11 protein-coding genes are annotated in these 13,511 nt (G+C 62.7%); 6 read left to right on the forward strand and 5 right to left on the reverse strand.

Translation table 11 applies throughout. The features are described from left to right. Positions 1-20: 20 nt before the first annotated feature. The 6 genes from HD883_RS01835 (at position 21) to lpdA (ending at position 8,303) form a co-directional block, all read left to right on the forward strand. On the forward strand, positions 21-737 hold the full coding sequence (locus HD883_RS01835) for a succinate dehydrogenase iron-sulfur subunit (protein ID WP_179588101.1): 717 nt from the start codon (positions 21-23) through the stop codon (positions 735-737). Between the two features lie 4 nt (positions 738-741). Continuing rightward, complete coding sequence (locus HD883_RS01840; RefSeq protein ID WP_179588100.1) at positions 742-1,005, forward strand: FAD assembly factor SdhE; 264 nt, start codon at positions 742-744, stop codon at positions 1,003-1,005. 49 nt (positions 1,006-1,054) lie between these two features. After that, positions 1,055-2,365 (forward strand): citrate synthase, encoded by a 1,311-nt coding sequence (locus HD883_RS01845; protein ID WP_179588099.1) that lies wholly within the window; start codon positions 1,055-1,057, stop codon positions 2,363-2,365. 291 nt (positions 2,366-2,656) lie between these two features. Continuing rightward, on the forward strand, positions 2,657-5,524 hold the full coding sequence (locus HD883_RS01850; RefSeq protein ID WP_179588098.1) for a 2-oxoglutarate dehydrogenase E1 component: 2,868 nt from the start codon (positions 2,657-2,659) through the stop codon (positions 5,522-5,524). An 89-nt stretch (positions 5,525-5,613) separates the two neighbouring features. Beyond that, positions 5,614-6,864 (forward strand): 2-oxoglutarate dehydrogenase complex dihydrolipoyllysine-residue succinyltransferase, encoded by a 1,251-nt coding sequence (gene odhB, locus HD883_RS01855; RefSeq protein WP_179588097.1) that lies wholly within the window; start codon positions 5,614-5,616, stop codon positions 6,862-6,864. Positions 6,865-6,878: 14 nt separating this feature from the next. Further along, on the forward strand, positions 6,879-8,303 hold the full coding sequence (gene lpdA, locus HD883_RS01860; RefSeq protein ID WP_179588096.1) for a dihydrolipoyl dehydrogenase: 1,425 nt from the start codon (positions 6,879-6,881) through the stop codon (positions 8,301-8,303). Positions 8,304-8,428: 125 nt separating this feature from the next. Here lpdA and HD883_RS01865 read toward each other — a convergent pair whose 3' ends face one another. Genes HD883_RS01865 through HD883_RS01885 form a run of 5 tightly spaced genes read right to left on the reverse strand, consistent with a single transcriptional unit; the run spans position 8,429 to position 13,509 of the window. Continuing rightward, entirely contained in the window at positions 8,429-9,457 is a 1,029-nt protein-coding gene (locus tag HD883_RS01865) for a Bug family tripartite tricarboxylate transporter substrate binding protein (protein ID WP_179588095.1), read from the reverse strand. A 26-nt stretch (positions 9,458-9,483) separates the two neighbouring features. Further along, on the reverse strand, positions 9,484-11,148 hold the full coding sequence (locus HD883_RS01870) for a class I adenylate-forming enzyme family protein (protein WP_179588094.1): 1,665 nt from the start codon (positions 11,146-11,148) through the stop codon (positions 9,484-9,486). Then, entirely contained in the window at positions 11,145-11,603 is a 459-nt protein-coding gene (locus HD883_RS01875) for a MaoC/PaaZ C-terminal domain-containing protein (protein ID WP_179588093.1), read from the reverse strand. Before HD883_RS01875 ends, HD883_RS01870 begins: the two co-directional genes overlap by 4 nt. Beyond that, on the reverse strand, positions 11,600-12,343 hold the full coding sequence (locus tag HD883_RS01880; RefSeq protein WP_179588092.1) for a dienelactone hydrolase family protein: 744 nt from the start codon (positions 12,341-12,343) through the stop codon (positions 11,600-11,602). The genes HD883_RS01875 and HD883_RS01880 overlap by 4 nt, the downstream gene beginning before the upstream one ends. An 8-nt stretch (positions 12,344-12,351) precedes the next feature. After that, positions 12,352-13,509: an acyl-CoA dehydrogenase family protein gene (locus HD883_RS01885; protein WP_179588091.1), complete on the reverse strand. Its 1,158-nt coding sequence runs from the start codon at positions 13,507-13,509 to the stop codon at positions 12,352-12,354. Positions 13,510-13,511 lie beyond the last annotated feature (2 nt).

The raw sequence follows: 13,511 nt of genomic DNA on the forward strand, positions 1-13,511 counted from the left end.
GCAGCAAGCAGGAGCATCACATGAGTGCCAAGCGAATCGTTAAGTTTGAAATCTACCGGTACGATCCGGACAAGGACGAGCGTCCTTACATGGAAAAGCTCGAAGTCGAACTCGAGCCGACCGACAAGATGTTGCTGGATGCGCTGGTGCGCATCAAGAACGATGGCGATGACAGCCTGTCGTTCCGCCGTTCGTGCCGCGAAGGCGTGTGCGGTTCCGACGCCATGAACATCAATGGCAAGAACGGTCTGGCCTGCACGACCAACCTGCGCGAACTGAAGCAGCCTATCGTGCTGAAGCCGCTTCCAGGTCTGCCAGTCATCCGCGACCTGATCGTGGACATGACGCACTTCTTCAACCAGTACCACTCGGTCAAGCCTTACCTGATCAACACGTCGCCGGCCCCTGAAAAGGAGCGCCTGCAGTCGCCTGAAGCGCGTGAAGAACTGGACGGCCTGTACGAGTGCATCCTGTGCGCGTGCTGCTCGACATCGTGCCCGTCCTTCTGGTGGAATCCTGACAAGTTCGTCGGTCCGGCAGGTCTGCTGCAGGCCTACCGTTTCCTGGCCGACACGCGCGACGAAGCGACCGGGGAACGTCTGGACAACCTGGAAGATCCGTACCGTCTGTTCCGCTGCCACACCATCATGAACTGCGTCGACGTCTGTCCCAAGGGCCTGAACCCGACTCGGGCAATCGGCAAGATCAAGGACCTGCTGGTTCGGCGCGCGGTGTAACGACGTGGCGATTCAACTGTCTCCGCACGACAGGGCAAGGCTGCGCTGGCGGGCCCGGCGCGGCCTGCTGGAAAATGATTTGATTCTTACCCGGTTCCTCGATGCCCACGAAGAGACGCTGACCGACGTCGACGTCGCGCTGCTGACCGAGTTGCTCGAGGCAACCGATAATGAGTTGATGGACTACCTCCTGGGCCGAAAAGAGCCCGAAGGCGATCTGGCCACGCCGGCCATGCTGGACTTGATCAAGCGGTTGCGCGAGGTCTGAGCCGCAGCTTTCCGAACAATTGAACACTGACAAAGACGAGGAACTACCGATGAAACTATCCGATAAAAAAGCGACCCTGTCCTTCTCCGATGGGAGCCAGGGCGCCGAATTTCCGGTTTATCAAGGTACGGTGGGTCCGGACGTCGTCGACATTCGCAAGTTGTACGCACAAACCGGGATGTTTACGTTTGACCCCGGTTTCATGTCGACCGCCTCGTGCTCGTCCAGCATTACCTATATCGACGGCGACAAGGGCGAGCTGCTGTATCGCGGCTACCCGATCGAACAATTGGCCGTCAAGTGCGACTTCCTGGAAGTCTGCCACCTGATCATGAAGGGCGATCTGCCCGACGAAAAGGAAAAGGCGGACTTCGATCACCTCGTGACCCATCACACCATGGTGAACGAGCAGCTGCAGACCTTCCTGAAGGGCTTCCGCCGCGACGCGCACCCGATGGCGGTGCTGACCGGTCTGGTGGGCGCGCTGTCGGCGTTCTATCACGACTCGCTCGACATCACCAAGAAAGAACACCGCGACATCTCGTCGATCCGTCTGATCGCCAAGATGCCGACGCTGATCGCCATGGCGTACAAGTATTCGGTGGGCCAGCCTTTCATCTATCCGCAGAACAACCTGTCCTACACGGCCAACTTCCTGCGCATGATGTTCGGCAATCCTTGCGAAGAGTATGTGGTGAACGAAGTTGTCGAGCGCGCGCTTGACCGCATCTTCATCCTGCACGCAGAACACGAGCAGAACGCATCGACCTCGACCGTCCGCCTGTGCGGCTCGTCGGGCACCAACCCGTTCGCCGCGATCGCGGCCGGCGTGGCGTGCCTGTGGGGCCCCGCGCACGGTGGCGCCAACGAAGCCGCGCTGCAGATGCTCGAAGAGCTGCTGGCACAGGGCGGCGTCGACAAGCTGCCGGAATTCGTGGCCAAGGTGAAGGACAAGTCGTCGGGCGTCAAGCTGATGGGCTTCGGTCACCGCGTCTACAAGAACTACGATCCCCGCGCCAAGCTCATGCAAGAGACCTGCCGCGAAGTCCTGGAAGCGCTCGGTCTGCAAGACGATCCGCTGTTCAAGCTGGCCATGGCGCTGGAAAAGGTCGCCCTGGAAGACGAATACTTCGTGTCGCGCAAGCTGTACCCGAACGTCGACTTCTACTCGGGTATCGTCCAGCGCGCCATCGGCATCCCGACCTCGCTGTTCACCGCGATCTTCGCGCTGGCCCGCACCGTCGGCTGGGTGGCCCAGTGGAACGAAATGATCTCGGATCCCGACTACAAGATCGGCCGTCCTCGCCAGTTGTACACCGGTGAAACGGCTCGTGACGTAGCGGATTTGAACGCACGGTAAGTTTGGTGTAAGTTGAAAGGGTTGCTTCGGCAACCCTTTTTTTCTATCAAGAGTGGTGTTTTTTGATGCGTATGCAGGTGCGGTATCAAATACTAAATGCTATTCTTGATCGGTTTACGAAGACCACAAAGAATCGTCACGTGAGCGACTTGCTTAGGGTTGCGAACGGCCACGGTTTCCCATCCACCACCTTCTGCCCGCACTCGCTATCCGCTGAACGGCAAAGCCGTGTCGCGGAAGGTACGTCCTGCATCGAACGGGTGAAACACCCGGCAAGGTGAAGCGCACATCATGTCCAGCCTACAAGAATCCAGTACCTCGTATCTGTTTGGGGGTAATGCGCCTTACGTAGAAGAGCTCTACGAGGCCTACCTCGACAACCCAGGATCGGTCCCCGATAACTGGCGTACGTATTTCGACCAGCTGCAGCACATGCCAGCAGTCGACGGTAACGAATCGACCCGCGATCAGGCTCACGCCCCCGTCGTCGAATCGTTTGCCCAACGCGCTCGAAGCAATGGCTTTCTGCCGCGCGCTGCCGACACCGACCTCGCCGTCGCGTCCAAGCAGGTTCATGTCCAATCGATCATTGCCGCGTACCGTTTCCTGGGTGCACGCTGGGCCGATCTCGACCCGCTGCAGCGCACCGAACGTCCGGCCATTCCCGAACTGGAGCCCAGCTTCTACGGGTTGACCGAAGCGGACATGGACAAGGTCTACTCGGCCACCAACACCTACTTCACGACCGCCGAGCACATGACGCTCCGCCAGATCGTGAAGGCGCTGCGCGACACGTATTGCCGCAGCATCGGTGTCGAATTCATGCACATCACCGATCCGGTCATCAAGCGCTGGATCCAGCAACGCCTGGAAAGCACCCAGGCCACGCCGTCGTTCACGGTCGACCAGAAGAAACACATCCTGGATCGCCTGACCGCCGCCGAAGGCCTGGAGCGCTATCTCCACACCAAATACGTCGGCCAGAAGCGTTTCTCCCTCGAAGGGGGCGAAAGCTTCATCGCGTCGATGGACGAACTGATTCAGCATGCCGGCACGCGCGGCATCCAGGAAATCGTGATCGGCATGGCCCACCGCGGCCGCCTGAACGTCCTGGTGAACACCCTGGGCAAGATGCCCAAGGACCTGTTTGCCGAATTCGAAGGCAAGCACAACGACGACAGCCTGGCTGCCGGCGACGTGAAGTACCACAAGGGCTTCTCGAGCGACGTCACCACGCGCGGTGGCCCGGTCCACCTGTCGCTCGCGTTCAACCCGTCGCACCTTGAAATCGTCAACCCCGTCGTCGAAGGCAGCGCCCGCGCCCGCCAGGAACGCCGCGGCATGGAAGGTGGCAAGGAAGTGCTGCCGGTGCTGGTGCACGGCGACGCGGCCTTCATCGGCCAGGGCGTCGTGATGGAAACGCTGAACCTGGCGCAAACCCGCGGCTACGGCACGGGCGGCACGGTGCACCTGGTCATCAACAACCAGATCGGTTTCACCACGTCCGACCCCCGCGACACCCGTTCGACCCTGTATTGCACCGACGTCGTCAAGATGATCGAAGCGCCCGTGTTCCATGTGAACGGCGACGATCCTGAAGCCGTCGTGTTCGCCACGCAGATGGCCATGGACTTCCGCGCCGAATTCGGCAAGGACGTCGTGGTCGACATCGTCTGCTTCCGCAAGCTGGGTCACAACGAACAAGATACGCCTGCCCTGACGCAGCCGCTGATGTACAAGCGCATCGGCCAGCATCCTGGCACGCGCAAGCTGTACGCCGACAAGCTGGTCACGCAAGGCGTGCTGACCGAAGGCGAGGGCGACGAGTTCGTCAAGAACTTCCGCGCCGCCATGGACGAAGGCCGCCACACGGTCGACCCCGTCCTGACCAACTACAAGAACAAGTACGCCGTCGACTGGTCGCCGTTCCTGAACCGCAAGTGGACCGACGTGGGCGACACCGCCATGCCGCTGGCTGAACTCAAGCGCCTGGGCGAACGCATCACGACCGTGCCGGAAGACTTCAAGGTCCATCCGATCGTCGAAAAGGTCCTGAACGATCGTCGCGCCATGGCGCGCGGCGAACTGAACCTCGACTGGGGCATGGGCGAGCATCTGGCGTTCGCCAGCCTGGTGTCATCGGGTTACCCGGTGCGTCTGACCGGTCAGGATTCGGGCCGCGGCACCTTCACGCACCGCCACGCTGTCCTGCATGACCAGAAGCGCGAGCGCTGGGACGCAGGCGTCTACGTGCCGCTGCAGAACGTGTCCGAAGCGCAGGCTCCGTTCCGCGTGATCGACTCGCTGCTGTCCGAAGAAGCCGTGATGGGCTTCGAATATGGCTACTCTGCTGCCGAGCCGAACACGCTCGTATGCTGGGAAGGCCAGTTCGGCGACTTCGCCAACGGCGCCCAGGTCGTAATCGACCAGTTCATCAGCTCCGGCGAAGCCAAGTGGGGCCGTCAGTCGGGTCTCGTGCTGATGCTGCCGCATGGCTACGAAGGCCAGGGTCCTGAACACTCGTCGGGCCGTATCGAACGCTTCCTGCAGCTTTGCGCCGACAACAACATGCAAGTCGTGCAGCCGACCACGGCAGCGCAGATCTTCCATGTGCTGCGTCGCCAGATGATCCGCCAGTTCCGCAAGCCGCTGATCATCATGACGCCGAAGGCGCTGCTGCGTAACAAGGCTGCCTCGTCGCCGCTGTCCGACCTGACGTCGGGTGGCTTCCAGACCCTGATCGGTGAAACCGACGAGACGCTCGACGCCTCGAAGGTCAAGCGCCTCGTGCTGTGCTCGGGCAAGGTCTACTATGACCTGATGGCCTCGCGCACCGAACGCGCCGCCACCGACGTGGCGATCGCCCGTGTCGAACAGCTGTATCCGTTCCCGCACAAGATGGTCGCTGCCGAAATGAAGAAGTATCCCGGCCTGACCGACGTCATCTGGTGCCAGGACGAGCCGCAAAACCAGGGTCCGTGGTTCTACGTACAGCATCATCTGTACGAGAACATGACCACCGGTCAGAAGCTCGGTTACGCAGGCCGTGCCGCATCGGCATCGCCGGCAGTGGGTTACTACGCCAAGCACCAGGAGCAGCTCAAGGCTTTGCTGGACCAGGCGTTCGGCAAGATGAAAGGGGTGTTCCTCACGAAGTAAGGAATGACCGGGGCTCGCCCAAGTGCGAGTCCCGCAGGCACCCCTCGCCCTGATTGCAAACCAGAATAATTTTTGCGGAAGATACTGAAATGGCTGTTCATGACGTTGTAGTCCCCCAATTCTCCGAATCCGTGTCCGAAGGCACCCTGCTCAACTGGAAGAAGAAGCCAGGCGAAGCCGTTGCCGTCGACGAGATCCTGATCGAAATCGAAACCGACAAGGTCGTGCTCGAAGTGCCGGCTCCGTCGGCCGGCGTGCTGACCGAAATCCTGAAAGCTGACGGCAGCACCGTCGCTTCGGGCGAACTGCTGGCCAAGATCGACACCGCTGCCGCCGCTGGCGCCGCCCCGGCTGCTGCCGCACCGGCTCCTGCAGCCGCTGCCGCCGCGCCTGCCGCTGCCGCTGCCGCACCGGCCGCCGCACCTGCTGCGTCGTCGGCACCTGCCGGGTCGATCCCATCGCCTGCCGCTGCCAAGCTGCTGGCCGAAAAGGGCATCGCGCCTGAATCGGTCGACGGTTCGGGCCGTGGTGGCCGCATCACCAAGGGCGACGCCCTGAACGCCTCGGCGCCTGCCGCTGCCCCGGCCGCGCCTGCCGCGCCGAAGGCTCCGGTTGCCGACGCCACGACGCTGGTCAATGGCCGTCCGGAACAGCGCGTGCCAATGAGCCGTCTGCGTGCCCGCGTTGCCGAACGTCTGCTGCAATCGCAATCCGAAAACGCGATTCTGACCACGTTCAACGAAATCAACATGCAAGCCGTCATCGACTTGCGCAACAAGTACAAAGAGAAGTTCGAGAAGGATCACGGCGTCAAGCTGGGCTTCATGTCGTTCTTCGTGAAGGCCGTGGTTGCCGCACTGAAGCGCTACCCGGTCGTCAACGCGTCGGTCGACGGCAAGGACATCGTCTACCACGGCTACTTCGACATCGGTATCGCCGTGGGCAGCCCGCGCGGCCTGGTCGTGCCGATCCTGCGCAACGCCGACCAGCTGAGCCTGGCCGAGATCGAAAAGAAGATCGCCGAATTCGGCCAGAAGGCCAAGGACGGCAAGCTGGGCATGGACGACCTGACCGGTGGCACGTTCTCGATCTCGAACGGTGGTACGTTCGGTTCGATGCTGTCGACCCCGATCATCAACCCGCCGCAATCGGCCATCCTGGGCGTGCACGCCACCAAGGAACGCGCCGTGGTCGAAAAGGGCCAGATCGTCATCCGCCCGATGAACTACTTTGCCCTGTCGTATGACCACCGCATCATTGACGGCCGTGAAGCCGTCCTGGCCCTGGTCGCGATCAAGGACGCCCTGGAAGATCCGCAGCGTCTGCTGCTGGACATCTGAGGAGTCACGGAATAATGGCTAAACAATTCGACGTCGTCGTCATCGGCGCGGGCCCTGGCGGCTACATCGCCGCGATCCGCGCAGCCCAGCTGGGCATGTCGGTCGCGTGTATCGACGCATGGTCCAACGCCAAGGGCGGTCCTGCTCCTGGCGGCACCTGCACCAACGTCGGCTGCATCCCGTCCAAGGCGCTGCTGCAATCGTCCGAGCACTATGAACAGGCCGGTCACCACTTTGCCGATCACGGCATCAAGGTGGAAGGCCTGGGTCTGGATCTGGCCAAGCTGCTGGGTCGCAAGGACAATGTCGTCAAGCAGAACAACGACGGCATCCTGTACCTGTTCAAGAAGAACAAGGTCACCTTCTTCCATGGCACGGCAGCATTTGCCGGTCAGGTCGAAGGCGGCTGGGCCATTAAGGTCACCGGCAATGCGTCCGAAGACCTGGTCGGCAAGCACGTGGTGGTCGCAACGGGCTCCAGCCCGCGCGCCTTCCCGGGCATGCCCTTCGACGAAAAGCAGATCCTGTCCAACGAAGGCGCACTGACGATCCCCGACGTGCCAAAGCGTCTGGGCGTGATCGGTGCGGGCGTGATCGGTCTGGAAATGGGCAGCGTGTGGCGCCGCCTGGGTGCGGATGTCACCATTCTTGAAGCCATGCCAACCTTCCTCGGCGCTGCCGACGAACAGGTTGCCAAGGAAGCCTTCAAGGCGCTGACCAAGCAAGGTCTGAAGATCACGATGGGCGTGAAGATTGGCGAAATCCAGTCGGGCGACACCATCACGGTCAACTACACCGACGCTGCCGGCGCTGCGCAAACCCTGATGGTGGACAAGCTGATCGTGTCGATCGGCCGCGTGCCACACACCGCCGGCCTGAATGCCGAAGGCGTGGGCCTGAAGCTGGACGAGCGCGGCTTTGTCGAAGTCGACGCCGACTGCAAGACCGGCCTGCCCAACGTCTGGGCAATCGGTGACGTGGTCCGCGGCCCGATGCTGGCGCACAAGGCCGAAGAAGAAGGCGTTGCCGTGGCCGAGCGTATCGCCGGCCAGCACGGTCACGTCAACTTCAACACCGTGCCTTGGGTCATCTACACCAACCCGGAAATCTCGTGGGTGGGTCAGACCGAACAGTCGCTCAAGAACGAAGGCCGTGCCTACAAGGCTGGTACCTTCCCGTTCCTGGCCAACGGCCGCGCCCGTGCGTTGGGTGACACGACCGGTCTGGTGAAGATCCTGGCCGATGCCACGACCGACGAAATCCTCGGCGTGCACATCGTGGGCCCGCAAGCTTCCGAGCTGATTTCGGAGTGCGTGGTTGCGATGGAATTCCGCGCTGCGTCTGAAGACATCGCCCGGATCTGCCATGCGCATCCTTCGCTGTCCGAAGCCGTCAAGGAAGCCGCTCTGGCGGTCGACAAGCGCGCGCTGAACTTCTAAGTCCGAAGGGGCCGGCGTTCTGCGTCGGTCCATGTCGATGAAGAAGCCGATGCCTTGCCATTCGCGGAAGGCATCACCAAGAAAGGCCTGCCTGGGAAACCGGGCAGGCCTTTTTTTTTTGGTGATCAATCCAGCGACACGCCGGCCGCCTTGATCTGGTCCGCATACCTGCGGCGGTCACCGTCCAGAAACGTCGCGTACGCGGTCGGGTCCATGTCCAGCACGGTCAGTCCCACGCCCGTAATGTAGCGCTGCTGAAACTCCGGACGGCGGATGATGCGTGAGATGTCAGCCGCCACTTTAGAGACGATGGGCGCGGGCGTTCCGCGTGGTGCGACCAGCCCGAACCAGGAACTGGACGTCATGCCTGCAATGCCCGACTCGGCAAAGGTGGGCACGTCGGGGAACAGCGGGTGGCGCTGGGTCGCGGCCACGGCCAGCGCCCGGATCTTGCCGCCCTTGACGAGTGGAATGGCCGAGGGCGGACCGGCAATCGTGAAGTCGATCTGCCCGCCCGACAGCGCGGCCATGACCTCGGTCACGCCCTTGTACGGAATGTGGTTGAACTTGACGCCGGTCGCGCGGGCCAGCGCTTCCGCGTCCAGGTGCGCTTTGCTCCCCAGGCCAAAGGTGCCATAGGTGACCTGGCCCGGCCGGGCCTTGGCCTGCTCGATCAGGTCTTGCGCGGACTTGCCCGGAAAGTCTTCCCGCACTACCAGCAGGCCCTCGGTCGCCACCAGATTGATGACCGGTACAAAGTCGTTGACCGGGTCATACGGCAACTTCTTGTACAGCTGCTGGTTGGCGGACAGGGTAGGGTCGTTGGCCATCAGCAGCGTGTAGCCATCGGGCGCGGCCTTGGCGGCAGCCTCCGCGCCGATGATGGTGTTGGCCCCTGGCCGGTTTTCGACAATGACTGCCTGGCCCCATTGCTGGCCCAGTTCCTGGCCAATGCCGCGCATCAACACATCCGTCAGTCCCCCCGCGGTAAACGGGACGATGACGCGGACCGGCTTGGCCGGCCAAGCCGAGGCGGGGGCAGGGGTCTGTGCCGACTGAGCAGTCTGGGCGTGCGCGGGCAAGGCAAGCAGGGCAGGGAGCAGGGCGGCAGGGAATAGGGCAGCAGCCGCCAGGCCGCGAAGCGGAATACGCATGGATGTCTCCTCGAGTGTCGTCGCCTTCAGGCGATCTGTCGGTTCTGGTCGCGCCAATACGGCTCGCGCAGGGTTTTCTTGTCGATCTTGTTGGTGCTCGCCACCCGCGGCATGGTCTCCACGATCTGCAGGATCTTCGGCTTCTTGTAGCTGGCGATCAGTAACCGGCAATGCGTGACGGCGTCGTCAAAGGTCAGCTCGGCGCCGGGCCGCAAGACCACCACTGCCATGACGGATTCGCCCCATTGCGCATCGGGCACGCCGATCACGGCGGCCTCGGCCACGGCCGGATGCATGAGCAGGGCTTCTTCCACTTCACGCGAATAGATGTTTTCGCCGCCCGACACGATCATGTCCTTGCGCCGGTCCACGATGAAGAGGAAGTGGTCATCGTCCCAGTAGCCCATGTCGCCCGTTTTCAGGAAGCCGTCGTGGAACGCGGCCGCGGTCGCGTCGGGCCGCCGCCAGTACCCTTGCATCAAGGCGGGAGAACGTACCCAGATGTCGCCGACTTCGCCCACGTCGCATTCGGTGAAGTCGTCGCGCACGATGCGCATGTCGGTATCGAAGTAGGGCTGTCCGGCAGAAGCCAGGCGTTTGACCTGATCGGCCGGGCCATCCAGCACATGCTGATGTTTCTGCAGCACGCTGCCCAGGCCGACTTCAGTCATGCCGTAGATCTGCATGAAGATCGGCCCGAAGGCCGCGCGCGCGCGCCGCGACAGCGCGACCGACATCGGCGCTGAGGCGTAGACGATGGTGTGCAGCGAGGACAGATCACACGTATGGAGCGTCAGCGCATCCAGCAGCATCTGGATCATGGTGGGCGCCAGATGTGCCACGGTCAACCGTTCGGCGGCAATGCTGTCCAGGATCTGCACCGCATCGAAGGTCCGATGCAGCACGATCGTGCTGCCCGTGATCAGGTAAGTAAAGAGTTCGGTCGGGCCGCCAATGTGATAGAAGGGCATCACGATCAGCATGCGGTCCGTCTGGCTGGCCAGATGCGAGATGGCTTGTGAGCGTGTCTGCTCCAACTGCCCGGCGCTGCCCAGCATCACGCCCTTGGGCAGACCCGTGGTGCCGCTGGTGTAGATCAACAGGAAGGTGTCGTCGTCGCGAGCGCGTAGGGTGGTGGACTCGTCGGCACCCGCTGCCAGCAGCGCTGGGTAGGTCATGAACCAGGAAGTCTCGGACCAAACCGTCTCGGACGGCGAGGTGTCGGGCTGTGAAATCCCTGTTCCCGACATGTCCGGCCCCTTTCGAGACGCCTTTGCGTGCCCCAACGTTGCACCATCGGGCCCACTGATGCACACGTAGATGACCGACGGATCCAGACTGGCGCGCAGGGCTTCCACGCGATCGGCATAGCAGTCTTCAAAGAAGACGACCGCCGGGTCCGCGTCCTGCAGGATCACAGTCTGTTCCGGCAGCGATAAGCGATAGTTGATACCGACACCTATCAGTCCACCCACCGCCGCCGCGCCATAGATCTCCAGATACTCGACGCAGTTGCGCGACAGCACCGCGATACGATCCTGGCGCTTCAGCCCCCGCTTTTCGAGCGCGCTCAATACTTGGCGGATACGGCCGAACAGCTCGCGATGGGTCGTGGTTCGCCCTTCGAAGCGCACGGCCGGATGATCGCCAAAACACTGTGCGTTCCGGATGAACACGTCTCCCATATTCATGTCGCAGCGCTCCGTCGGTGGATAAGCGTAGAGATCTTTCCTTCCTGCGCGATGTCGCCGGTCGACTTCACGAGGCGCACACGGCGGTCGATCACGGCCCGCGCGCCGTCACGCGTCTCGCGCTTGCCGGTCAGTTCGACTTCAGCATGCACCGTGTCATTGACGAACAGCGGTGAACGGAAGGTCCAGTCGTTCAGTCCCAGCGCAGCAATGACCGAGTCGCCCAGTTCGGGCAGGTGCGTCGCCATGCCCAGCGCCAGGTGGATGCCGTAGCTGCCCTGGAACATGCGCTGGCCGGCGGCCGTCGTGGCCGCAAACGCGGCATCGGCATGGATGGGGTGCCAGTCGCCACTGCTCATGCAGGACCATGCCAATTCCGCTTCCGTCAGCGTGCGGGCCGCGCACTGCCACGTCATGCCCACCTCCAGCGTGTCAAAGGTCTGCACCCCGCTCATGGCCTGCTGCCCAGGCTGGCGTCCAGGAAGGCCGTGGTGCGGGCATGCGCCGTCTCGCGCGACGTTGAGGCTTCGCGCGTGTAGAAGCCATGGCCGGCCTGCTCGTACACGTGCAGGTCGACACCGGGCCGCGTGGCCAGCGTGTGGGCGATCTGCTCGCGCGCCATCGCGTCGATATAGTTGTCTCTGGCACCGATATGCAGAAGCAGGGGGCAGGACACCTTGTCCGCTTCGTCCAGATTCTTTTCGATGCCCACACCGTAGAACGACACGGCGGCATCGACGTCGATCCGCGCCGCGCACAGATAGGCCAGCTTGCCACCCAGACACATGCCCAGCACGGCCACCGGGGCATCGGCGCCAAGCTCGTCACGAACATGCTCGACCACGAGCGCAATATCCTGCACCGCCAGGGACTCGTCGAACTGCTTCAAGGCGTCGAAGGCCAGCGCGATGTCTTCTTTCGAATGCGACAGTTCGATGCCCGGGCGAATGCGCCAGAACAGGTCGGGGGCCAGGGCCAGATAGCCCTCGTCCGCGTACTGGTCGGCCACCTCGCGGATGGCATGGGTCACGCCAAAGATTTCCTGCAGGATGACAATGGCGCGGCCGTTCGGGTGCGCGGGGCGGCTGACGTAGGCCTGGAACGTTTGCCCGTCGCCAGCAGGGACGGTCACGGTAGAGACAGCAGAAGTCGATACATCGGACGTTGATGCAGCAGCGGCTGATACGGAAGTCATGGGCATCCTCAGAATGCGTAGTTGCCTTTGAGCAGTTCGCGGGCGATCGAACTGCGGTGGATTTCAGTGGTGCCGTAGCCGATGGACATGCCTCGCACGTCACGGAAATGGCGTTCGTACGGATACTCTTCCGACAGCCCGTAGGCGCCAGCCAGTTGCATGGCTTCGTTGGTGACGCGCACCGCCATCTGGTTCACATAGGTCTTGGTGATGGATGTGTCGACAATGCTGGGTTCGCCGGCATCGACGCGGGCAGCAGCGCGATAGAGCAGGGCCCGCGCGGCTTCCACATCGATTGCCATGTCGGCCAGCTTCCACTGCAGGCCCTGCTGTTCGGCCAGCGGTTTGCCGAACTGCGTGCGCTCCTGCAGATGCGCCGTGATGTGTTCCAGTGCGGCTTCGGCTACGCCCAGGCAGATGGGCGGATTGCCAGCGATACGATCCGCATCCAGCACCTGGAACAACTGACGCATGCCACCCGCGGGCAACAGCAGATTGCTGGCCGGAATGCGGCAGTCCTGGAACACGAGTTCGGCCATGCCGGTGCCGCGCAAGCCCAGCAGATCCAGGTGCTTGCTCACGGTGAAACCCGGCGTGTCTTTGTCGATCAGCACGGCGCCCACGCCCGCCAGCCCGGGCGCCGGCGTCAGCCTGACCAGCACCAGGAACAGGTCTGCCACCTGCGCGGCCGTGCACCACAGCTTGCTGCCGTTCAGCACCAGATAGTCTCCGTCTTGCACGGCCCGCGTCTGCACGTTGCCCACGTCCGATCCGGCGTTGGCTTCCGACATGCTCCATGCCGTCAGCACTTCGCCCTTGGCGATCCGGTGCAGATAGCGGTCTTTATGTGCATCGCTGCCCAGGTGGAGCAGGGCACGCGGCGTGGCGCCATCCGTGCACGAAAACAGGATGGCGGTGTTGGCGCAGGACCGCGCCAGTTGCTCGATGACCAGCACCGTGTCCATCAGGCCCAGTCCGGCGCCGCCGTAGGCTTCGGGCAGGAACAGGCCGGTGTAGCCATGCTCGGCCAGCACCTGCAGATTCTCGACGGGGGGCCGGTACTTCCGGTCGGCCTGTGCCGCGCCCGGCGCAAACTTTTCCTTGGCCAGCGTACGCACGGCGTCGCTGATCAGACGTTGGTCTTCATTGAGCCCGAACTGCTGCATGG

The organism is Pigmentiphaga litoralis, from assembly GCF_013408655.1.
Taxonomy (GTDB): domain Bacteria; phylum Pseudomonadota; class Gammaproteobacteria; order Burkholderiales; family Burkholderiaceae_B; genus Pigmentiphaga; species Pigmentiphaga litoralis_A.

Bases quoted from the DNA above. Each gene is read 5' to 3' on its own strand.
- HD883_RS01880 (WP_179588092.1), bottom strand. From the start codon at position 12,343: ATGACTTCCGTATCAGCCGCTGCTGCATCAACGTCCGATGTATCGACT.
- HD883_RS01865 (WP_179588095.1), bottom strand. From the start codon at position 9,457: ATGCGTATTCCGCTTCGCGGCCTGGCGGCTGCTGCCCTATTCCCTGCC.
- HD883_RS01870 (WP_179588094.1), bottom strand. From the start codon at position 11,148: ATGAATATGGGAGACGTGTTCATCCGGAACGCACAGTGTTTTGGCGAT.
- HD883_RS01835 (WP_179588101.1), top strand. From the start codon at position 21: ATGAGTGCCAAGCGAATCGTTAAGTTTGAAATCTACCGGTACGATCCG.
- lpdA (WP_179588096.1), top strand. From the start codon at position 6,879: ATGGCTAAACAATTCGACGTCGTCGTCATCGGCGCGGGCCCTGGCGGC.
- HD883_RS01875 (WP_179588093.1), bottom strand. From the start codon at position 11,603: ATGAGCGGGGTGCAGACCTTTGACACGCTGGAGGTGGGCATGACGTGG.
- HD883_RS01850 (WP_179588098.1), top strand. From the start codon at position 2,657: ATGTCCAGCCTACAAGAATCCAGTACCTCGTATCTGTTTGGGGGTAAT.
- HD883_RS01885 (WP_179588091.1), bottom strand. From the start codon at position 13,509: ATGCAGCAGTTCGGGCTCAATGAAGACCAACGTCTGATCAGCGACGCC.
- HD883_RS01845 (WP_179588099.1), top strand. From the start codon at position 1,055: ATGAAACTATCCGATAAAAAAGCGACCCTGTCCTTCTCCGATGGGAGC.
- odhB (WP_179588097.1), top strand. From the start codon at position 5,614: ATGGCTGTTCATGACGTTGTAGTCCCCCAATTCTCCGAATCCGTGTCC.